Raw genomic sequence first — 21,293 nt, 5'->3', positions numbered from 1 at the left:
TTGGCTTCCTGCTACTGCTTATAGCGGCGTCGAACCTGTTCCAGGGTCGATAATTCAGCATCTGCTGAAATACGTATCCCCTCCAGCAGGGAACTTGCGGCAAAGTTTGCGACTTTAGTGGCTTCATAAATCGCTTCAGCTTTTTTAGCCACTGGCCGCTCAGCTTTTTTCTTCATTGCATTCAGCCCTTAAAACGTCACTGGTAAAGCAGGAGGAGGCCTGAGCCTCCCCCTGACATCGTTACTTCGTCATACGCTTGTACTTGATGCGCTTCGGCTCCAGCGCTTCGGCGCCGAGGGTACGCTTCTTGTACTCTTCATATTCGGTAAAGTTACCTTCGAAGAATTCGATATTGCCCTCATCCTGATAATCCAGGATGTGCGTGGCGATACGGTCCAGGAACCAGCGGTCATGCGAGATCACCATGGCACAACCCGGGAACTCCAGCAGGGCGTTTTCCAGCGCGCGCAGGGTTTCAATGTCCAGGTCGTTGGTTGGCTCATCGAGCAGCAGCATGTTGCCGCCAACCTGCAGCAGCTTCGCGAGGTGCAGACGACCACGCTCACCACCCGACAGTTCGCCTACGCGTTTGCCCTGATCGACGCCTTTAAAGTTAAAGCGGCCGACATAGGCGCGGCTTGGCATCTCGGTGTTACCGATGCGCATGATGTCCTGACCGCCGGAAACTTCTTCCCACACGGTTTTGGCGTTATCCATGCTGTCGCGGAACTGATCCACAGAGGCCAGCTTGACGGTTTCACCCAGTACAATCTCGCCAGAATCAGGTTGTTCCTGACCAGACATCATGCGGAACAGCGTTGATTTACCCGCGCCGTTTGGACCGATAATCCCGACAATCGCGCCTTTCGGTACCGAGAACGAGAGATCGTCAATCAGCACACGGTCGCCATAAGACTTACGCAGATTGCTGACTTCCAGCACTTTGTCACCCAGACGGGCACCTGGCGGAATGAACAGTTCGTTGGTTTCGTTACGTTTCTGGTAATCGGTGTTGTTCAGCTCTTCAAAGCGTGCCAGACGGGCTTTGCCTTTAGACTGCTGGCCTTTTGGCCCTTTGCGTACCCACTCCAGCTCTTTCTCAATCGACTTGCGACGAGCGGCTTCAGAGGAGGCTTCCTGCGCCAGACGCGCATCTTTCTGCTCCAGCCAGGAGGAGTAGTTACCTTCCCACGGAATCCCTTCACCGCGGTCAAGTTCCAGAATCCAGCCTGCAACGTTATCCAGGAAGTAACGGTCATGCGTAATCGCGACGACGGTGCCTTCGAAGTCGTGCAGGAAGCGCTCCAGCCAGGCGACAGATTCGGCGTCCAGGTGGTTCGTTGGTTCGTCCAGCAGCAGCATGTCTGGTTTTTCCAGCAGCAGGCGGCAGAGGGCGACGCGACGACGTTCACCACCGGAAAGGGTGGCGATTTTCGCGTCCCAGTCAGGCAGGCGCAGCGCATCGGCAGCACGTTCCAGCTGGGTATTCAGGTTGTGACCATCGTGAGCCTGGATGATCTCTTCCAGACGGCCCTGTTCAGCGGCCAGTTTGTCGAAGTCTGCACCTTCTTCAGCATAGAGCGCATAGACTTCGTCGAGACGCTTCAGTGCGCCAACGACTTCTGACAGCGCTTCTTCTACCGACTCACGCACGGTGTGTTCAAGGTTAAGCTGCGGTTCCTGCGGCAGGTAGCCAATCTTGAGGCCTGGCTGCGGACGCGCTTCCCCTTCGATATCTTTATCGATGCCGGCCATGATGCGCAGCAGGGTAGATTTACCCGCGCCGTTCAGGCCGAGTACGCCAATTTTTGCGCCAGGGAAGAAGCTGAGCGAGATGTTTTTCAGGATATGTCGCTTCGGCGGAACCACTTTGCCGACGCGATGCATGCTATAGACGAATTGAGCCACGTTGGTTTGAGCCTCTGGGTCTGTTGGTCGTTTGAATGATGTCGAAGTTTAGCCTTTTTCACCGTTTAATCCCAGCCGGGGGGCGGCGAATATTAGCGTGGCGGAGCCGATGCCGGGCGATGCCAGGCATAACTGACTGATTTCCACGCTCAATCGCTGACAGGGTCAGGAGAGGATGTCAGAAAGAGGCGTCAGGGCAGGCGCAGCGGGATCGCCTGCTGGGCCAGCCAGTTTTGCAACGCCTGATCGGGCGCGCTGTCACTCACCAGCAGATCAAAGCGCTGCAGCTCGGCGATGCGGGCAGGCAGCACCTTGCCATATTTACTGCTGTCAGCCACCAGCACCGACTTTCGGGCGCGCAGCATGGCGTGATGTTTCATCATCAGCTCATTGGTGTTGTAGCAGGTCGCGCCCTGATCTTTGTCGATGCCCGCCGCAGAGATAAAGGCCAGCGTCGGGCAGAGATCGTCAAGGATGGTATGCACGCCAATCGGCGTAAACAGCGCGTTGTCGGCATGAAATTCACCGCCGCTGAGAATCACGTTACAGGCCGGTTTCTCTTTCAGGGTCAGAAAGGTATTCATGGCGCAGCAGATGGCGGTAAACGACAGAGTGTCGGGAATCGCATCCACGATGTAGGGCAGGGTGGTGCCGCAGTCAAAAAAGACCGTATCGTTCTCGTTGATCAGGCTGGCGGCCGCCTGTGCCAGTCGCTGCTTTCTGGCGGCATTCTGGCCATGCTGATCGCTGACAAAATAGTGGCTGGCATGACTTTTCGGATCGCTGACGATATAGCCGCCCAGCAGGACCACGCTGGAGCCCGGCTCGGTTAAATCGCGGCGAACCGTCATCTCTGAGACGCCGAGCAGCTGGGCCGCATCTTTCAGATGCAGTTTGTCGGTGCGTTTCAGCGCCTGCGTCAGCTTGTGAATGCGTTCGTCGCGCCGGGTTTCCATGGTCATCTCTCTGTTCCCTATCCTGCAGTGCGGAGGAAAGACGCCGGGATCGACGTCAATACGCTACAAACCTCACAGATTTGAATGAGTTGCGTCTCATCCGCCAGGCTGGCAGTCAATCTTACCCGCATTCCGTGAGGGCCGCAAACCTCCGCCGTGCTGTCAGCGCGTGGTGATATCGGCACATCACCGCGGGCGGTTGTGGCTTTCACCATCCGCGTTCAATGATGTTAGATTGTTATAATAATAACACTGAAAATCCCATTGCATGCCGTTGTTCGCCCATCACCACCGTGTCAGGATGTGGTTTTTGTCACATATTTAACCTTTAAGAATTGTTATTGTTACTTTAATAACATTTTAAGTTTAAAAAACATCCGGGAGAAAAGGTCATGACAATTGCGGTCATCGGCTCAAACATGGTCGATCTGATTACCTATACCAACAGCCTGCCGAAAGCGGGCGAAACCCTTGAAGCGCCCGACTTTGCCATTGGCTGCGGCGGTAAAGGGGCCAACCAGGCGGTCGCGGCGGCAAAAATGGGCGGCAACGTGATGATGGTCAGCAAGGTCGGTGACGATCTCTTTGCTCCGAACACCGTTGCAAATCTTCAGCAGCAGGGCGTGGACATGCGCTTCGTCACCACCGCACCAGGCACCTCCAGCGGCGTGGCACCGATTTTTGTCGATGACCAGTCGCAGAACCGGATTCTGATTATCAAAGGTGCTAACCAGCAGCTGAAACCGGCCGATATCGACGACGCGGCAGAGGCGCTGAAAGCCTGCCAGCTGATCATCCTGCAGCTGGAGATCCCGCTGGAGACGGTCTATTACGCCATCGATTTTGCCCGCCAGCATCAGATCACAGTGATCCTTAATCCGGCGCCGGCCGTCGCCACGCTTGATATTGATTACGCCTGCAAATGCGACTTCTTTATGCCCAACGAAACCGAGCTGGAGATCCTCACCGGCCTGCCGGTCAGCAGCGATGAAGAGGTGATCCTCGCCGGACAGTCGCTGCTGAAACGCGGCCTTAAAAATCTGATCATCACCCTGGGCAGCCGGGGATCGGTCTGGATGAGCGGCGACGAGATCCATCGCGTGGATGCCACACCGGTTCAGGCGGTAGACACCAGCGGCGCGGGCGATGCCTTTATCGGCTGCTTTGCGTATCTGCTGGTGGAAACCGGCGATGTGGCAGCCGCCATGACCCAGGCGTCTGCCTATGCCGCCTGCAGCGTCACCGGGCGCGGCACCCAGCGCGCCTATCCCGACGCAGAGAGTTTCCAGCGCTTTCTCAACCGTAACTGAGGTTCTGCCATGCAACAGAAAATTGTTCAGCAATCTGATGGCTATCTGAATAAAACGCCGCTGTTCCAGTTCATTCTGCTGTCGTGCCTCTTTCCGCTCTGGGGCTGTGCGGCGAGTCTTAACGATATCCTGATCACCCAGTTTAAAAGCGTATTTGCCCTGAGCGACTTTGCCAGTGCGCTGGTGCAGAGTGCCTTTTATGGCGGCTATTTTCTGATTGCGATCCCCGCGTCGCTGGTGATCCGCAAGACCAGTTACAAGATGGCGATCATGATCGGCCTGGCGCTCTACATTGCCGGCTGTATCGCCTTCTATCCCGCCTCGCACATGGCGACCTACACCATGTTCCTGGCGGCGATATTTGCCATCGCCATCGGCCTGAGTTTCCTGGAAACCGCCGCCAACACCTACAGCTCGATGATTGGCCATCGTGATCACGCCACGCTCCGCCTCAACGTCAGCCAGACCTTCTATCCGATCGGTGCGCTGATGGGGATCGTGCTGGGTAAATATCTGGTGTTCCAGGAGGGCGACAGCCTGGAGAGTCAGATGGCGACCATGACGGCAGAGCAGGCGCATGCGTTCCGCCTGACGATGCTGGAACACACGCTGGAGCCCTACAAATATCTGGTGATGGTGCTGGTGGTGGTGATGCTGCTGTTTATGTTCACCCGCTATCCGCGCTGTAAACCCGAAAGCAGCGAGAGGTCGCGCCCCTCGCTGGGCGAGACTTTCCGCTATCTGGCTGGCAACCGACACTTTAAACGCGGAATTGTGACTCAGTTCCTCTATGTCGGCATGCAGGTGGCCGTCTGGTCGTTTACCATTCGTCTGGCGCTAACGCTGGGGGCGACTAATGAACGTCACGCCTCAAACTTTATGATCTACAGCTTCATCTGCTTCTTTATCGGCAAGTTCGTGGCGAACTTCCTGATGACCCGTTTCCGCGCAGAGAAGGTGCTGATTGCCTATTCGGTGCTGGGCGTGCTGACGCTGGCTTATGTGATGCTGGTGCCGAACTTTACCGCCGTCTACGCCGCCGTTTTTGTCAGCGTGCTGTTTGGTCCCTGCTGGGCGACGATCTACGCGGGAACGCTGGCGACGGTCGATAACAAATACACCGAAGTCGCGGGCGCGTTTATCGTGATGGCGATTGTCGGTGCGGCCTTTGTCCCGGCGCTGCAGGGCCTGGTTTCGGACTCACTGGGTTCTATGCAGCTGGCATTTGGCGTCTCGCTGCTCTGTTTCGCCTGGGTCGGATTCTACTTCTATGGCGAACTGCGCCATAAAAAACAGCCGGTTGCGACCGGTCGTCTGGCGGAGGAGTTACCATGAAAACCCGTTTACCCTTAGCGCGTGAACAGTTTCACACCACACCCTGGGTGCTGCTGGAGAGCGATGATTTCCGGGTTGAGCTGTTTCGTTATCCGGCGGGCATTGAGGCGGTGCGCATTCATAACCGACGCGGCAGCGTGACCGTGCTGCCGTTTCTCGGGCAGATGATCTGGGACGCAGAGTTCGACGATCATAACCTGACCATGGGCCACAGCTTTAAGCAGCCACTGCCCGCAAATTCGATCATCGACACCTATGGCTGTTTCGCGTTTCATTCGGGACTGCTGGCCAACGGCTGTCCCTCACCAGAGGACGATCATCCGCTGCACGGTGAGATGGCCTGCGCCCGCATGGACAGCGCCTGGCTGGTGCTGGAGGATCAGACGCTGTCGCTGGAAGGGGAGTGTGAATATGTCAAAGGCTTCGGCCATCACTACCTGGCCGCACCCGCCGTCCGCATTCCGGCCGATCAGTCCCGGCTGACGATTGAAATGACAGTCACTAATCTGGCTGGCGCGCCGATGCCGCTGCAGTATATGTGTCACCTCAACAGCGCATGGATCGATCAGGGCCGCTTCCGGCAGTCGATCCCCGAACAGGCATTCCAGCTGCGTCGCTCGATCCCGGCGCATCTGCGACCAACGCCCGCCTGGCGGGATTACACCGATCGGCTGGCGCGCGATCCGCAGGCTTTACAGCAGCTCGATCAGCCGCAGCTCTGCGATCCGGAGATCGTCTTCTTCGCGGACGATCTGCCGCAGTATGGCGATGAGGTGCAGTTTGAGTTGCATGCGCCGCAGGGCTATGCGCTGATGACGCGCTTCTCTACCGCACAGTTCCCGCACGCCACTCGCTGGCTGCTGCACAACCACGATCAGCAGGTGGCGGCCTATATTCTGCCCGCCACCTGCCGGCCAGAGGGCTCTCTTGCCGCGCAGCAGGCTGGCACGCTGATCACCCTGGCGCACGGTGAACAGCGCCACTTTTCTGTCGAGACCGGCTTACTCTGAGCCGGGTTCAAATCGCCACCAGGCCGCGCACACCCTCTGCTTCCATGGTGTCACCGCGGCCACGCTGCACAATTTCTCCGCGCGACATCACCAGATAGCTGTCCGCCAGCTCCGCCGCGAAGTCATAAAACTGCTCCACCAGCAGGATCGCCATATCTCCCCGTTGCGCCAGCTGGCGGATCACCGCGCCGATCTCTTTGATCACCGAAGGCTGGATCCCTTCGGTCGGCTCATCAAGGATCAACAGCTGGGGCCGACAGGCCAGCGCCCGGCCAATCGCCAGCTGCTGCTGCTGACCGCCAGAGAGGTCGCCGCCCCGGCGTGACTTCATCGCCAGCAGCACCGGAAAGAGCTGGTAGATCTCCTCCGGCACTTCACGCGCCTGCGCAGCCGGAAAGCGTGACAGGCCCATCAGAAGATTCTCTTCCACCGTCAGACGCGGAAAGATTTCCCGCCCCTGGGGCACCCAGGCGATGCCAGCCTGCACCCGCTGGTGCGGCTTGCGGCCATTCATGCGCTGCTGCTGCCAGTGAATCTCGCCCGACTTCGCCGGGATCAGCCCCATCAGGCATTTCAGCAGCGTGGTCTTCCCCACACCATTGCGCCCCAGCAGACAGGTGATTTCGCCAATCTTTACCTCAAACGACAGGCCGCGCAGAATATGACTGCCGCCATAATATTGATTCAGTTCAGTAACCTGTAACATTTCAGCGCCCCAGATAAACGTCGATAACCTGCTCGTTGGCCTGCACGTCGCGCAGCGAACCCTCGGCCAGTACCTGACCCTGATGCAGCACCGTCACGTGGTCGGCAATGGTTTCGACAAAGCCCATGTCATGCTCCACCACCATCAGCGAATGCTTGCCCGCCAGGCTGCGGAACAGCTCGGCGGTGTAGTCCGTTTCGGCATCGGTCATACCCGCGGCCGGTTCATCCAGCAGCAGCAGATGCGGCTCCTGCACCAGCAGCATGCCGATCTCCAGAAACTGCTTCTGGCCATGCGACAGCAGGCCCGCGCGACGCTGGCGTTCGCCGCCCAGCCGCAGCAGTTTCAGCACCTCATCAATGCGGTCACGCTGTTCGCCGCTGAGGCGGGCGCACAGGCTGGCCCAGACCGATTTATCGGCTTTAAGCGCAATCTCCAGATTTTCGAACACGGTTAACGCCTCAAACACCGTGGGCTTCTGGAACTTGCGGCCGATCCCGGCGCGGGCGATCTCCACCGGCGAGAGACGGGTCAGATCGCTGTCCTGGTCGTAGATCACCCGGCCGGCATCGGGCCGGGTTTTGCCGGTGATCACATCCATCAGCGTGGTTTTGCCCGCACCGTTGGGGCCGATCACGCAGCGCAGTTCCCCGACGCCGATCTGCAGCGAAAGATCGGTCAGCGCCCGGAAGCCTTCAAACGACACGCTGATCTTCTCCAGTTGTAGCACCGGATCGCGCTGCACCCGATGGCGATCCGCCAGCTGAGTTTGGGTAAACAGGACATCACTCATTTTTTCCTCCGGCGCAGCAGGCCAATCACGCCGTGCGGCAGAAACAGCGTGACCAGGATAAACATCAGCCCCAGGAAAAAGAGCCAGTATTCGGGAAAGGCGACGGTGAAGAAGCTGCGTGCGCCGTTCACAATCGCCGCGCCCAGCAGCGGGCCTATCAGCGTGCCGCGTCCGCCCAGCGCCACCCAGATTGCCGCTTCAATCGAGTTGGCCGGTGACATCTCACCCGGATTGATAATGCCGACCTGCGGCACATAGAGCGCCCCGGCCAGGCCGCACAGCACGGCGGAGAGCGTCCAGACAAACAGCTTGAAACCGCGCGGGTCGTAACCACAGAACATCAGGCGGTTCTCCGCATCCCGCACCGCAGTCAGCACCCGGCCAAATTTGCTGCGCGCCAGGGCGAAGCCGATCGCCAGGCTCAGCAGCAGCAGCAGCACCGTGGCGATAAACAGCCCGATACGGGTGGGGGTTGCCGTCACCGAAAAGCCGAGCAGGGTGGTAAAGCCGGTAAAGCCATTGTTGCCGCCAAAACCGGTTTCGTTGCGGAAGAACAGCAGCATCCCGGCGTAGGTCAGCGCCTGGGTCATGATGGAGAAGTAGACGCCTTTAATCTTCGAGCGAAAGGCGAAGAAGCCAAAAATCAGCGCCAGCAGGCCCGGCACCAGCATGCTCAGGCAGAGCGCCCAGACGAAATAGTCGGTGCCGGTCCAGAACCAGGGCAGTTCACGCCAGGAGAGAAAGGACATAAAGGCGGGTAAACCCTCGCCTGCGGCCTGGCGCATCAGATACATGCCCATGGCGTATCCACCCAGGGCGAAAAAGAGGCCGTGGCCCAGCGACAGCAGTCCGGCGTAGCCCCACACCAGATCCAGCGCCACCGCGACCACCGCGTAGCAGAGGATTTTGCCGACCAGCGTCAGGGTATAGGTGGAGATCGCCAGCGGATGCGTAGCGGGCAGCAGGGCCAGAAACGGCATCACCAGGAGCACCACGGTAATCGCCAGGCCAATGCTGATGGTCAGGCGCGGCGCGGTGCGCGCCACGCGAAGCGTGATGGGTTGCGTCATCAGTCAGTCACCCTTCCTTTTACCGCAAACAGCCCCTGCGGACGTTTCTGAATAAACAGCACGATAATCACCAGAATCAGGATCTTGCCCAGCACGGCGCCAATCTGCGGCTCCAGCACTTTGTTGAGAATGCCCAGGCTGAACGCGGCAACCACGGTGCCCGCCAGCTGACCGACGCCACCCAGCACCACCACCAGGAACGAGTCGATAATGTAGCCCTGGCCCAGCTCCGGTCCGACGTTACCGAGCTGCGACAGCGCCACGCCACCCAGCCCGGCAATGCCCGAGCCGAGTCCAAACGCCAGCATATCGACGCGGCCGGTCGGCACGCCGCAGCAATCCGCCATGGCGCGGTTCTGGGTCACGGCGCGCACGTTCATGCCAAGGCGGGTCCGGTTCAGCAGCAGCCAGGTGAGCGCCAGCACAAACACCACAAACAGGATCACCGCGATGCGGTTCCACGGCAGCACCAGATTGGGCAGCAACTGCAAGCCGCCGGAGAGCCACGCCGGATTCGCCACCTCCAGGTTTTGCGCCCCGAACAGCACCCGTACCAGCTGGATCAGCATCAGGCTGATCCCCCAGGTGGCGAGCAGCGTCTCCAGCGGACGGCCATAGAGATGGCGGATCACCGTGCGTTCCAGCGCCATGCCGATGGCGGCGGTAACCAGAAAGGCGACCGGCAGCGCCAGCAGCGGATACCAGGCTAAATAGTGCGGCGCAAACTGCTGAAACAGGCTCTGTACCCACCAGGTGGCGTAAGCACCGAGCATCAGCATTTCACCGTGCGCCATGTTGATCACCCCGAGCAGGCCATAGGTGATCGCCAGACCCAGCGCGGCCAGCAGCAGTATGGAACCCAGCGACAGGCCGCTAAAAGCCTGCCCCAGCAGATCGCCCCACATCAGCCGTTTCTGAATCTGTTGCAGACTTTCCGCCGCGGCGGCCCGTACCGTGGCGTCCGGTTCATTCGCGGGCTGAGTCAGGCGTTGCAGGCTGGCCTGCGTATTGGGATCGCTGGACTCACCCAGCAGTTTCACCGCCCGCAGACGCACCATCGGCTCGCCATCTGCCAGTTGCAGGTTCGCCAGCGCCAGCGCCAGTGCGGCATGGACCCAGCTGTCCTGCTCGGCGGCAAAACGCTGCTCCAGCAGCAGCAGCTGGTCGGCAACGCCCTCACTTTGCAGCTGCTGCGCTGCGCGCAGACGCAGGGCCGTATCGCTGCTCACCAGCTGGTGGGCGGCCAGCGCGTTGTTAACCAGCACGCGCAGGCGATTGTTCATAAACAGCTTTTTCAGGTTTCCCGTGGGCTGCGCCACCGCATCCAGCGGCTGCAGCGTGGATCCCTGCTGGCTGAACGGCTGTTTATTCTGGTCGATGACCACCGTTTCGGCATGCAGCGCTTCCAGCAGCGGCAGGCGATGGCTGTCCGGTGCGGCGGCCCACTGCTGCAGCAGCGTGGCCTGCTGACTGCGGCTGGCGGCGGCAAAGTCAGCCGCCGGTCCGGCACTGGCCAACAGCGGCATCAGCAGCAGCAGGCTGAAAAAGCAGCGACATAGATTCATAAAAGGAGCCTCGTCAGGGGAGGGCAGCACGGCGGGGTGCCGTGCTGCCGCTTCACAGCGGGTGACGCTGCGTATCTATCAGCAACCCGCGATTACTGCGCGGTCTTCACCGGGTGATCGGGTTTTTTGTCGTTACCGGCAATGTACGGGCTCCACGGCTGCGCGCGTACCGGCTGATCGGTCTGCCACACCACGCTGAACTGGCCGTTCTCTTCCACTTCGCCAATCATGACCGGCTTATGCAGATGATGGTTGGTCTGATCCATGGTCAGGGTAAAGCCATCCGGCGCTTTAAAGGTCTGACCGGCCATCGCCGCCCGCACTTTGTCCACATCCGTGGTGCCCGCTTTTTCCACCGCCTGCGCCCACATATGAATGCCAACATAGGTCGCTTCCATCGGGTCGTTGGTGACGACGGTGGCGGCGTTCGGCAGGTTATGTGCTTTGGCATATGCGCGGTAGTCGGCGACAAACTTCGCGTTGGTCGGATTATCGATAGACTCGAAATAGTTCCAGGCGGCTAACTGACCCACCAGCGGTTTGGTGTCGATGCCGCGCAGCTCCTCTTCGCCCACCGAGAAGGCGACCACCGGAATGTCAGTGGCTTTAATCCCCTGGTTCGCCAGCTCTTTATAGAACGGCACGTTGGAGTCGCCGTTGATCGTGGAAACCACGGCCGTTTTGCCGCCAGCCGCAAACTTTTTGATGTTGGAGACAATGGTCTGGTAGTCGCTGTAACCAAACGGCGTGTAGACCTCTTCGATATCTTTATCCGCCACGCCTTTGCTGTGCAGGAAGGCGCGCAGGATCTTGTTGGTAGTACGCGGATAGACATAGTCGGTGCCAAGCAGGAAGAAGCGTTTCGCGCTGCCGCCATCTTCGCTCATCAGATACTCCACGGCCGGAATCGCCTGCTGGTTAGGCGCAGCGCCGGTATAGAAGACGTTGGGTGACATCTCTTCCCCTTCATACTGCACAGGGTAGAACAGCAGGCCGTTCAGCTCTTCAAACACCGGCAGCACCGATTTGCGCGACACCGAGGTCCAGCAGCCAAACACCACCGCCGCCTTATCCTGAGTCAGCAGCTGCCGCGCCTTCTCGGCAAACAGCGGCCAGTTAGAGGCGGGATCGACCACCACCGGCTCCAGCTTTTTCCCCAGCACGCCCCCTTTGGCGTTGATCTCATCAATGGTCATCAGCGCCACATCCTTCAGCGGCGTTTCCGAAATCGCCATGGTGCCGGAGAGCGAATGCATGATCCCCACTTTGATGGTGTCAGCCGCCTGCACACTCCAGGCGAACCCCATGCTGACAACGGTGGCGGAGAGGGCGAAAGCCTTGATCAACGAACGTCTTTTCATCATCTGAAACCCCTGAGTAGTTGTTGTGTTATTCGGTGAGCTGGAGCCGGGCCTGCTGAAGACGGTGCAGCGTGATCTTTCTGACCTCCGCCTTACTCACGGCGATGTGATCGGTCAGGATGCGTTGCGCCCCGGCGGTCTGCTGCTGAAAAATCGCCTGTAAAATCTGTGCATGTTCCTCATAAGTGGCACAGATGCGATCGTCGCGAGTGAAGTCGAGCCGACGGATAATGCGGATCTTCTCGGTGAGTTCGGCGTGAATGCGTGCCATCTCCGGGTTACCCGCTGCCGCCACCAGCGTCATGTGAAATGCCTCGTCATGCTGCGATACCACCAGGCCCTCTGTAAGCGGCTCTGCCTCGCACCAGAACTGGTTCAGTTCGTTTAACAGCGCGGCACACTGCGGCGCGGGCAGGGCGCAGAGGCGTTTGACCGCCTCGCACTCCAGCACGGTGCGCAGGTCATACAGCGATTCGAACCAGGCGAAATCGAAGTTCTTAATCTGCCAGCCGCTGCGAAACCAGACGTCGACAAAGCCTTCGCGTTCCAGCCGGAACAGCGCCTGACGGACCGGGGTGCGGCTGACCGCCATCCGTCCGGCGATTTCGCTTTCGCTGAAGCGATCGCCGGGCATCAGGCGAAAGGCGAAGATATCGTCCTTCAGCGCCTGATAAACCCGTTCCGCCAGCGCTTCCGGGCGGGCTTTAGGGGAGTGGGGTTGCGTTGTCATTACCGCTCCTTATTCCAGCCACAGCAGGTTATCGCCAGGACTGACCGGACGGCCCGCCTGGCAGGCAATCCGCGTCACACGACCGGCCTGCGGGGCGATAATCGCCAGCTCCATCTTCATCGCCTCCACGATAATCAGCGTCTGCCCGGCGCTGACCTCGTCGCCCGGCTGCACCAGCACTTTCCAGATGTTGCCATTGAGATCCGCCTGCACCGGTAGCCCGTTTTCCTCCTCTTCGCTGACGCTGGCGCGCGTTTCATCCTCCGGCGGCGCGTTCTGCTCTTCCTGCGCCCATAGCTGCACTTCCTGTTCAAAGGCGGCGGCCTGGCGCTGGCGGAACGCTGCAATTTCAGCGGCGTGGTCGGCGAGGAACTGCTGGTGGGCGGCAAAATCAAACTGCGTCTCTTCAATACGAAGGCTGGCGCGGCCTTCGCGGAAATCTTCGCGCAGCTGGGTCAGTTCGGTTTCACTCACCGGATAGAAGCGCACCTGATCGAAGAAGCGCAGCAGCCACGGCGCATCGGTAGCGAACTGCGGATTTTTCAGGAAGGTGTTCCAGATGGGCAGCGTGCGGCCCACCAGCTGATAGCCACCGGGCGAATCCATGCCGTAGATGCACATGTACATGCCGCCGATCCCTACGGTACCTTCGGCGGTGAAGGTGCGCGCCGGACTGTATTTGGAACTCAGCAGGCGATGGCGTGGATCGATCGGAACGGCACAGGGCGCGCCAAGGTAGACGTCGCCCAGCCCCAGCACCAGATAGCTGGCGTTGAACAGGGTATCGCGCACCTCATCGCGGCTGCTTAAGCCGTTAATCCGCTGGATAAAGTCCACGTTGTTGGGCAGCCAGGGGGCGCTGGCGCGCACCGTCTCCTGATAGCGGCTGACGGCGCCCAGCGTGGCGCTGTCTTCAAATGCCATCGGCATCCACACCACGCGGGAGGGCACTTTCAGCGTGCTGACGTCGCCCAGCGTCGCTTCCAGCGCCAGCAGCAGCGACATCAGCCCGGACTGGTGAATGATGCGGCTGTCGTAGCGCACCTGCAGCGAACGCACGCCAGGCGACAGCTCCTCTACGCCAGGCTCCGCCTGCGCCGTCAGCGCATTCATCAGCAGATGGACACGCAGACGCAGCGCCAGATCCAGTACATTGTCGCCATACTCAATCAGCACATATTTGTCGCCCGCCTGGCGATAGACCACTTTCGGCGTGCTGGTCGTGGCCTCCAGAGCGGCCAGAATCGTGGCGGAGCCGTGGGCGGTTTCGGCCAGTGACGGCACGGCAAACGTGGGCGGATGCTCAGGGCGCAATGTCTCAATCAGATGCATCTGCGCTTTTTCCCGCGCCAGCGCATCGTCTGCGGTGATGGGGTGGAAGCGGATGGTGTCGCCAGGTTTAACCTGGCCCACTTTCCACAGCTCGGCTTTGGCGATGGTCACCGGACAGACAAAGCCGCCGAGGCTCGGGCCGTCGTGCGTCAGGATCACCGGGAAGTCGCCGGTGAAATTGACCGCGCCAATGGCATATTCACAGTCGTGAACGTTGGAGGGATGCAGGCCCGCTTCGCCGCCGTTGGCGCGGGTCCAGGTCGGTTTCGGGCCGACCAGCCGCACGCCGAGGCGGTTGGAGTTGTAGTGCACCTGCCAGTCACTGGCGAAGAACGCATCGATGGCGGCCTGGGTGAAGAAGTCCGGTGCGCCGTGCGGGCCGTAGAGCACGCCGATGCGCCACTCGCTGCCGTAGTGCGGAATCAGCGCCGCATCGAGCGGCTGCGGATCGCTGACCGGGGCAGGCGTGGTGCAGGCTGCCCGCTCAGGCTGGGAGATCGCCAGCATATCGGCAACCCGCAGGGTGCGTCCGGCGTGACCGCCAAACTGGCCCAGCGAAAAGGTGCTGCGGCTGCCCAGATACTCCGGCACGTCGAAGCCGTTACGTACGGCCAGATAGCTGCGGCAGCCCGTCCGGGCGCGTCCCAGCACCAGAGTCTCTCCCGCTTTCACCGCCAGCGGCTGCCAGGTGCTGACCGGTTCGCCCTCCAGCGTGGCGTCGCAGTCAGCACCGGTCAGCGCCACGATGGCATCACAGTGGAAACGCAGCGTCGGCCCCTGCAGGGTAAATTCCAGCCCCGCCGCCGCGTCATGATTACCGACGATGCGGTTAGCCAGCCGGAAAGCGAAGTCATCCATCGGGCCGGAAGGCGGCACGCCGATATCCCAGTAGCCGAGGCGGCCTGGATAGTCCTGAACCGAACTGAAGGTGCCGGGTTGCAGCACTTCCACCACGGAGGAGGCAGGCACCACGCTGTCGAGGTAGCGCGTCCAGACGTTGCCGCTGCGAAACGCGTCGCTGGCGGTAATCTGGCGCAGATAGTCGAGGTTGGTGGCGATGCCGTGCAGCTGAGTGGCATCCAGCGCATGGTGAAGTTTTTCCAGCGCCGCATCGCGGGTGTCGGCATGCACGATCAGTTTGGCGATCATCGGATCGTAGAAGCTGGAGACCTCGCTGCCGGTTTCGATGCCGCTGTCGACCCGCACGCCGTCAGGGAAAGTTACGCCGGTTAGCAGGCCGGGGCTGGGCTGAAAGTTCTTGAGTGGATCTTCCGCATAGAGCCGCACTTCAATGGCGGCGCCCTGCGGCGCCTGCTGCAGACGTGACCAGTCAACCGCATCGCCCGCCGCCACCTGCAACATGCACTCCACCAGATCGAGTCCGGTGACGCACTCAGTGACCGGATGCTCCACCTGCAGGCGGGTGTTCACTTCCAGAAAGTAAAAGGCCTGCTGGTCGACGTCGTAGATATACTCCACGGTGCCTGCGCTGCGGTAGTTCACCCGCTCGCCGAGCCGCACCGCCGAGGCGAGCAGGGCGTCACGCGTCGCCGGAGACAGACCGGGCGCGGGCGTCTCTTCCACCACCTTCTGATTGCGGCGCTGCAGTGAGCAGTCGCGTTCACCCAGTGCGACCACAGTGCCGTTACCGTCACCAAAAATCTGCACTTCTACGTGGCGGGCGCGATCGATGCAGCGCTCCAGAAACACGCCCGCATCACTGAAGAATTGCTCGCCAAGACGGCGTACGCTCTCCCAGGCGCTGGCGAGCGCACCGGCGTCGGCGCAGCGCGTCAGGCCAATGCCGCCGCCGCCCGCCGTGCTTTTCAGCATCACCGGATAGCCGATCTTATCGGCCGCCTGTATCGCCTCCTCCAGCGACGCAAGCAGCGGTGTGCCGGGCGTCATTGGTACACCCGCACTGGCTGCCAGCTCACGGGCACGGTGCTTAAGGCCGAACTCACCAATCTGCTGCGCGGTGGGGCCGACAAAGGCGATCCCCGCCGCTTCACAGGCTTCGGCAAACGGCTGGCTTTCTGAAAGAAAACCGTAGCCCGGCCAGATAGCCTGCGCGCCGCTCTGCTGAGCTGCCGCCAGAATTTTGTCGATGCGCAGATAGCTGTCGCTGGCTTTATCGCCGCCCAGCGCGATAGCGATATCCGCCTGCTTAACGTGCTGCGCGTTGCGGTCAGTATCTGAATAGACCGCGACACTTTTGACGCCAAGGCGCTTCAGCGTCCGAATGGCGCGGCAGGCGATTTCGCCGCGGTTGGCAATCAGTACGGTGGTGAACATGATCAGTGACTCCCCTGTGATGCCAGCCAGTTGCGCCAGCCGCCCGTCTCAGTAATCTCCAGCGCGTTGTTCAGCGCCGCGCCTTCGCAGATAAAGCCTTTCACCACCCGCCCATCCGCCAGCGTCAGGCTGCCGATGCCCAGCGGTGCGGGAATCTCCGCTACAAACTCACCAAAGCGCGCCAGCGGGATATCCCACAGCTCTACGGTGATAGCGGCGCCCTGTTCGTCACGCATCAGGCCGGGTTTTTTGATCGCGCCCTCCAGCAGGGCAAACAGGCGATAGTGTGGCGCGGTTTTCGTCTCTTCCACCCAGACGGCATGGCGATCGGTGAGCTGGAAATTTAGCGGCATTCCGGTGAGATGCGCGCCCACTACCGCCAGCCGGACATGGTCGGCGGAGGCGGGCAGGCTGGTGCGCCAGGCAGGGCAGGGCTGGCCGGTCGCGCCCAGCGGCAGAGCAAGCTGCTGCTGCCAGCGAATGCCAAACTCAGCCAGCGCCCGATCGTGCCAGGCGGGCGCAATCAGCGTGATGCCTGCCGGGAGATCGTCATTGCGAAACGGTGCGGGCAGCGCCAGCGCGGCGAGGTCGGCAAGGTTGGTAAAGTTGGTATAGGTGCCGAACTGCGAGTTGAAGTGAATCGGCTCCTGCTTCATCTCCTCCAGGGTATGAATCGTGGGCGAGGTCGGCACCACCAGCGCGTCAAACTGTGCCAGCGTCTGCTGAATCTGACGCGTCAGTTCGGCCCGCAGATACTCCGCCTTATAGGCATCGACTGCGCTGTATTTCAGGCCACTGGCGATAATCTCGTGTACCACCGGGTCCATCTCCGCCGGGCGATCGAGCATCCCGCCCACCGCCGCCGTGCGTTCGGCGACCCAGGCACCGTAGTAAAGCTGTTCAGCCAGCTTCCTGAACGGGGTGAAGTCGATAGGGTGTAGCGTCACGCCACCCGCCTGCAACGCCTCCAGCGCCTGGTCCCAGGCGGCTTCGGCGGCGGCATCATCAAAAAACTCCGGGTTCAAAGGTACCGCAAAATGGGGATGGACGGGCAGGCTGGCCGGGGCGGTGCGCGGATTAATGCGCGAATAGGCGTCACCGGCATCATAGCCACCCATGACGCTGGCGACGCTAAAGGCATCTTCTGCCGTCAACGCAAACACGGAAATCGTGTCGTTGAGGCGGCAGGCGGGCACCACGCCGCGTGCAGAGAACCAGCCCTTGGTCGGCTTCAGTCCGACAATATTGTTAAAGCCCGCCGGAACGCGGCCCGATCCCGCAGTATCGGTGCCCAGTGAAAAGGCGACCAGCCCGCGCGCCAGCACCGACGCGGAGCCGGAGCTGGAGCCGCCACTGACGTAATCGGCATCAAAGGTGTTACTGACCGCGCCAAACGGGGAGCGGGTGCCCACCAGGCCGGTAGCGAACTGATCGAGGTTGGTTTTGCCGATGACTATCGCGCCGGCGGCTTTCAGGCGGGCGACCGCTACCGCGTCTTCGCTGGCGGTATAGGTAAAGGCGGGGCAGGCGGCGCTGGTCGGCCAGCCCGCCACATCAATGTTGTCTTTGACGGCGAAGGGAACACCAAACAGCGGCAGCGATCCGGGATCGCGCTGATAGTGCGCCAGCAGTGGCTCAATCTGAGCCGCTAACTGCTCCGGTGTCGCCAGATAGATCCAGGCATTATCGTGCGTGTCGAGAGCCGCCAGGTGGGCGCTCAGCAGCGAAGTAATCTGTTGCGGCGCCTGCTGATAGCGCTGCTGCCAGGCGTGAAGCGTCAGGCCAAAGGTTGAAGTCATACGAAGAATTCCAGCTGGTATACAAGATGGAATTCAACAGAGCAAAGGCTGTGCCACTTTTTTAACGCAATGATTCAACAGTTTAATGCGTGCAGTGATAAGATTTTCTGATGATAATTTGCACAATTACGGCGCGCACGCTGAGCGATGACGGTGCGTTTACCTTTCGTGTGCGTAAATTTTGTGAAGAACATGGCAAGAGTCCGGTGGCCTGGTTAGCATGAAGACTGTCTGGCAACTCGCCGGCCCCAGCAACAGAGGAGATTTACGTGGTGAAGTGGCGTAACTGGATAATAGGGATCTGCATGGCCGGCACGGCCAGCAGCGCATGGGCCGATTCGCTTGATCAACAACGGCAACGTTATCAACAAATTAAACAGGCCTGGGACAGCAATCAGATGGCCACCGTGGATCAGCTGTTGCCCACGCTACAGGATTATCCGCTCTATCCTTATCTGCAATATCGCCTGCTGGCACAGGATCTCGATCAGGAGACCACCCTGGCGGTACAGAACTTTATTCGCCAGTATCCTACGTTGCCACCCGCGCGTTCGCTCAGCACCCGCTTTATTAATGTGCTGGCTTACCGACAGGACTGGCAGGGTGTGCTGAACTTCAGTCCGACCGAACCTAAGCCGGTGCAGGCACGCTGTAACTGGTATTACGCCAAATGGGCCACCGGTCAGCAGCAGGCCGCGTTTGACGGCGCGAAGCAGATCTGGCTGCGTGGCACGGCGCTGCCCGCGGACTGCGATAAGCTCTTTTCGGTCTGGCAGGCGTCCGGTCAGATTTCGCCAATTACGATCCTGGAGCGTATCCGGCTGGCGATGAAAGCAGGCAACGACAGCCTGGTGAGCTATCTGGCGAAAACGTTGCCAACTGACTATCAGACCATGTCTGACGCGATACAGGCCCTGCAGCAGGACCCGTTAACGGTCAGCACCTTCGCCAGCGCCGTCGGGCCAACCGACTTTACCCGCCAGGCGACGATTTACGCCTTTACGCGTGTGGCGCGGCAGGACATGGAAAATGCCCGCAGCCTGATTCCGATCCTGGTCCGGGCGCAGAAGATGGGACCGGAGGATGAGCAGGCGCTGAAGGAGATTGTGGTCTGGCGCATGATGGGCAGCGATCTCACCTCTGAGCAGGCACGCTGGCGCGATGCGGTGGTGATGAACAGCGAGTCTACCGCGCTGGTAGAACGCCGGGTACGACTGGCACTCTCTCAGCATGACCGACGCGGCCTTAACACCTGGATCGCTCGTCTGCCGCTGGAAGCCAAAGAGAAAGATGAATGGCAGTACTGGCAGGCCGATCTGCTGTTTGAGAAAGATCGCAAAGAGGAAGCGGAAGAGATCCTGCGCAAACTGATGCAGGCGCGTGGCTTCTATCCAATGGTGGCCGCGCAGCGGCTGGGCGTTGACTACCCGTTGCAGGTGGATGAAGCGCCGAAGCCTGACAGTGCCACGGTGCAGGGACCGGAGCTGGCCCGCGTTCGCGAGCTGATGTACTGGGGTCTGGATAACCTGGCGCGCAGTGAGTGGAGCAATCTCATCGGCAGCCGCACGCACACGCAGCAGCAGATGCTGGCGCGCTACGCCAATGAGCAGGACTGGTGGGATCTCAGCGTGCAGGCGACCATCACTGCCAAAATGTGGGACAGCCTGAAAGAGCGTTTCCCGCTGGCGTGGCAGAGCGTCTATGAGCGCAACACCAAGGTGAAGCAGATCCCACCGAGCTATGCGATGGCGATTTCGCGTCAGGAAAGCGCCTGGAATCCGAAAGCGCGTTCACCGGTCGGCGCCAGCGGTCTGATGCAGATTATGCCTGCCACGGCGGCGCATACTGTGAAGATGTACAACATCCCTGGCTACAGCAACACCAGCCAGCTGCTCGATCCGGAAACCAATATTCAGATCGGCACCCAGTATCTGGAATATGTCTATCAGCAGTTCAATCAGAACCGGATCTTCGCCTCGGCGGCCTACAATGCCGGGCCGGGCCGGGTGCGAAGCTGGCAGAAAACCAGTGCAGGCAATCTTGATGCCGTCGCGTTTATCGAGACCATCCCGTTCTCTGAAACGCGTGGCTATGTGAAGAATGTGCTGGCGTACGACGCTTACTATCGTCACTTCATGGGCAAGCCTGACAAGATCCTGTCAGATGCTGAGTGGAATCGCCGTTACTAGCTGTGCTAAGCTTCCGTACTCTTTAGCGAGTACGGAAGCCTCTTCATGACCCATTCTGATTCCCCCACCGATGCGCATCCGGCACAAGATAGCTGGCAACGCTTTGTCGTGCTGATGCAGCAGGCCTTTGCTGATGGTCATGCGCTGCCACTGATGCAACTGATGATGACGCCCGACGAACGGGAAGCGTTCGGCACCCGTCTGCGGATTATCGAAGAGTTAATGAACGGCGAGATGAGCCAGCGCGAACTGAAAAATGAGCTCGGCGTTGGCATTGCGACCATTACCCGTGGCTCGAACAGCCTGAAAGAGGCGCCGCCGGCGCTGAAACGCTGGCTGGAAGCGCGTCTGGGACGCGCCTGATCACTGCTGGTAAAGCGGATGGATGAACGGGCAGAGCGCCAGAATCAGTGCCTGATGATAGACACTGGAGCGGCTGAGCAGGCCGTTTGTGAACGCCCCGATAGCGCCACCCTGGTGTTTGATATTTTCGATGCCGGTTAACCGCGCCATCTCTTCGCCCAGCTCCCGCCCTTCACGCAGACCCGCCAGCACCACCGGCGGCAGGGTGAAACTGGCCGAGCGCGATTCGCCGCGCTGCTTCTGATTTTCTACCACCATCCAGGCAAACGCGCTGTCATCTTCAATGCCCGCCTCAATCGCTACCCAGAACGCCGCTTCTGGCCGGACCTGCCGGGCATTCATCACGCGCTGACGTGCGCCAGTTCGCGTTTCGAGATGGGTTAACGGTTGTGCTGCTACGCCGCTATCGACCTCGACCCCTTCAATATGGCAGGATCCCTCGCCGAAAACGTCGTTGAATGCCTGAGCAATCGCATGAATTTTCGCTGGATTGGTGGTGGCTGCGACAACATGGTACATAATTGGTTGAACCCTCAGGTGATTAAGCGCCTGGCCTATCGGGCTGTTTGAT

General features: G+C 60.2%; 17 protein-coding genes. 5 read left to right on the top strand and 12 right to left on the bottom strand.

What is annotated here, in order from left to right; genetic code table 11:
• Nucleotides 1-11: 11 nt before the first annotated feature.
• The 3 genes from ACK13D_RS21190 to deoR all read right to left on the bottom strand — a co-directional run bounded on the left by ACK13D_RS21190 (nucleotide 12) and on the right by deoR (nucleotide 2,864).
• Nucleotides 12-176: a YhfG family protein gene (locus ACK13D_RS21190; protein WP_109652447.1), complete on the bottom strand. Its 165-nt coding sequence runs from the start codon at nucleotides 174-176 to the stop codon at nucleotides 12-14.
• A 64-nt stretch (nucleotides 177-240) separates the two neighbouring features.
• The gene (ettA, locus tag ACK13D_RS21185; RefSeq protein ID WP_010253620.1) at nucleotides 241-1,908 is read right to left on the bottom strand and encodes an energy-dependent translational throttle protein EttA; all 1,668 of its coding nucleotides are present in this window, start codon (nucleotides 1,906-1,908) and stop codon (nucleotides 241-243) included.
• A gap of 191 nt (nucleotides 1,909-2,099) precedes the next feature.
• Entirely contained in the window at nucleotides 2,100-2,864 is a 765-nt protein-coding gene (gene deoR, locus ACK13D_RS21180) for a DNA-binding transcriptional repressor DeoR (protein ID WP_010253621.1), read from the bottom strand.
• A gap of 392 nt (nucleotides 2,865-3,256) precedes the next feature.
• On the opposite strand from deoR, the gene rbsK reads away from it, so the two are divergent.
• Genes rbsK through ACK13D_RS21165 form a run of 3 tightly spaced genes read left to right on the top strand, consistent with a single transcriptional unit; the run spans nucleotide 3,257 to nucleotide 6,519 of the window.
• Entirely contained in the window at nucleotides 3,257-4,174 is a 918-nt protein-coding gene (rbsK, locus tag ACK13D_RS21175) for a ribokinase (RefSeq protein WP_418797020.1), read from the top strand.
• 9 nt (nucleotides 4,175-4,183) lie between these two features.
• Nucleotides 4,184-5,509: an L-fucose:H+ symporter permease gene (fucP, locus tag ACK13D_RS21170; protein ID WP_061703614.1), complete on the top strand. Its 1,326-nt coding sequence runs from the start codon at nucleotides 4,184-4,186 to the stop codon at nucleotides 5,507-5,509.
• Nucleotides 5,506-6,519, top strand: a complete 1,014-nt coding sequence (locus ACK13D_RS21165; protein WP_418797019.1) for an aldose 1-epimerase family protein — start codon at nucleotides 5,506-5,508, stop codon at nucleotides 6,517-6,519. The genes fucP and ACK13D_RS21165 overlap by 4 nt, the downstream gene beginning before the upstream one ends.
• A 7-nt stretch (nucleotides 6,520-6,526) precedes the next feature.
• Here ACK13D_RS21165 and urtE read toward each other — a convergent pair whose 3' ends face one another.
• From urtE to atzF, 8 genes are all read right to left on the bottom strand, one after another.
• Entirely contained in the window at nucleotides 6,527-7,225 is a 699-nt protein-coding gene (gene urtE / locus ACK13D_RS21160; RefSeq protein WP_010253632.1) for an urea ABC transporter ATP-binding subunit UrtE, read from the bottom strand.
• 1 nt (nucleotide 7,226) lies between these two features.
• Nucleotides 7,227-8,018, bottom strand: coding sequence for an urea ABC transporter ATP-binding protein UrtD (gene urtD, locus ACK13D_RS21155; RefSeq protein ID WP_311978141.1), 792 nt, complete (start codon nucleotides 8,016-8,018; stop codon nucleotides 7,227-7,229).
• Nucleotides 8,015-9,088 carry an urea ABC transporter permease subunit UrtC gene (gene urtC, locus ACK13D_RS21150; protein WP_061901775.1) on the bottom strand — a complete coding sequence of 358 codons (1,074 nt, stop codon included), beginning with the start codon at nucleotides 9,086-9,088 and terminating at the stop codon, nucleotides 8,015-8,017. The genes urtD and urtC overlap by 4 nt, the downstream gene beginning before the upstream one ends.
• Complete coding sequence (gene urtB / locus ACK13D_RS21145) at nucleotides 9,088-10,653, bottom strand: urea ABC transporter permease subunit UrtB (protein ID WP_418797018.1); 1,566 nt, start codon at nucleotides 10,651-10,653, stop codon at nucleotides 9,088-9,090. Before urtB ends, urtC begins: the two co-directional genes overlap by 1 nt.
• A 92-nt stretch (nucleotides 10,654-10,745) precedes the next feature.
• Entirely contained in the window at nucleotides 10,746-12,014 is a 1,269-nt protein-coding gene (urtA, locus tag ACK13D_RS21140; RefSeq protein WP_033756912.1) for an urea ABC transporter substrate-binding protein, read from the bottom strand.
• 28 nt (nucleotides 12,015-12,042) lie between these two features.
• Complete coding sequence (locus ACK13D_RS21135) at nucleotides 12,043-12,744, bottom strand: GntR family transcriptional regulator (RefSeq protein ID WP_124889679.1); 702 nt, start codon at nucleotides 12,742-12,744, stop codon at nucleotides 12,043-12,045.
• Nucleotides 12,745-12,753: 9 nt separating this feature from the next.
• Complete coding sequence (gene uca / locus ACK13D_RS21130) at nucleotides 12,754-16,371, bottom strand: urea carboxylase (RefSeq protein ID WP_418797017.1); 3,618 nt, start codon at nucleotides 16,369-16,371, stop codon at nucleotides 12,754-12,756.
• 2 nt (nucleotides 16,372-16,373) lie between these two features.
• Nucleotides 16,374-18,170: an allophanate hydrolase gene (gene atzF / locus ACK13D_RS21125; protein WP_132499291.1), complete on the bottom strand. Its 1,797-nt coding sequence runs from the start codon at nucleotides 18,168-18,170 to the stop codon at nucleotides 16,374-16,376.
• Between the two features lie 269 nt (nucleotides 18,171-18,439).
• Between atzF and sltY the strand changes: the two genes are divergently transcribed.
• Both sltY and trpR read left to right on the top strand, forming a co-directional pair.
• Complete coding sequence (gene sltY / locus ACK13D_RS21120; RefSeq protein ID WP_418797015.1) at nucleotides 18,440-20,359, top strand: murein transglycosylase; 1,920 nt, start codon at nucleotides 18,440-18,442, stop codon at nucleotides 20,357-20,359.
• Nucleotides 20,360-20,404: 45 nt separating this feature from the next.
• Nucleotides 20,405-20,722: a trp operon repressor gene (gene trpR / locus ACK13D_RS21115; protein ID WP_191921848.1), complete on the top strand. Its 318-nt coding sequence runs from the start codon at nucleotides 20,405-20,407 to the stop codon at nucleotides 20,720-20,722.
• On the opposite strand, the gene yjjX is transcribed toward trpR, so the two are convergent.
• On the bottom strand, nucleotides 20,723-21,241 hold the full coding sequence (gene yjjX / locus ACK13D_RS21110) for an inosine/xanthosine triphosphatase (protein ID WP_010253660.1): 519 nt from the start codon (nucleotides 21,239-21,241) through the stop codon (nucleotides 20,723-20,725). It lies immediately after the preceding gene.
• Between the last annotated feature and the right edge of the window lie 52 nt (nucleotides 21,242-21,293).

Origin of the sequence: Pantoea sp. K16, from assembly GCF_048452805.1 — a bacterium.
Lineage (GTDB): Bacteria > Pseudomonadota > Gammaproteobacteria > Enterobacterales > Enterobacteriaceae > Pantoea > Pantoea agglomerans.
This window is presented reverse-complemented; position numbering and strand designations above follow the sequence as displayed.

Coding starts and splice junctions, on each gene's coding strand:
- urtD (WP_311978141.1), bottom strand. CDS start 8,018: ATGAGTGATGTCCTGTTTACCCAAACTCAGCTGGCGGATCGCCATCGG.
- uca (WP_418797017.1), bottom strand. CDS start 16,371: ATGTTCACCACCGTACTGATTGCCAACCGCGGCGAAATCGCCTGCCGC.
- fucP (WP_061703614.1), top strand. CDS start 4,184: ATGCAACAGAAAATTGTTCAGCAATCTGATGGCTATCTGAATAAAACG.
- deoR (WP_010253621.1), bottom strand. CDS start 2,864: ATGGAAACCCGGCGCGACGAACGCATTCACAAGCTGACGCAGGCGCTG.
- urtE (WP_010253632.1), bottom strand. CDS start 7,225: ATGTTACAGGTTACTGAACTGAATCAATATTATGGCGGCAGTCATATT.
- urtC (WP_061901775.1), bottom strand. CDS start 9,088: ATGACGCAACCCATCACGCTTCGCGTGGCGCGCACCGCGCCGCGCCTG.
- ACK13D_RS21165 (WP_418797019.1), top strand. CDS start 5,506: ATGAAAACCCGTTTACCCTTAGCGCGTGAACAGTTTCACACCACACCC.
- atzF (WP_132499291.1), bottom strand. CDS start 18,170: ATGACTTCAACCTTTGGCCTGACGCTTCACGCCTGGCAGCAGCGCTAT.
- urtB (WP_418797018.1), bottom strand. CDS start 10,653: ATGAATCTATGTCGCTGCTTTTTCAGCCTGCTGCTGCTGATGCCGCTG.
- trpR (WP_191921848.1), top strand. CDS start 20,405: ATGACCCATTCTGATTCCCCCACCGATGCGCATCCGGCACAAGATAGC.
- yjjX (WP_010253660.1), bottom strand. CDS start 21,241: ATGTACCATGTTGTCGCAGCCACCACCAATCCAGCGAAAATTCATGCG.
- urtA (WP_033756912.1), bottom strand. CDS start 12,014: ATGAAAAGACGTTCGTTGATCAAGGCTTTCGCCCTCTCCGCCACCGTT.
- ACK13D_RS21190 (WP_109652447.1), bottom strand. CDS start 176: ATGAAGAAAAAAGCTGAGCGGCCAGTGGCTAAAAAAGCTGAAGCGATT.
- ACK13D_RS21135 (WP_124889679.1), bottom strand. CDS start 12,744: ATGACAACGCAACCCCACTCCCCTAAAGCCCGCCCGGAAGCGCTGGCG.
- rbsK (WP_418797020.1), top strand. CDS start 3,257: ATGACAATTGCGGTCATCGGCTCAAACATGGTCGATCTGATTACCTAT.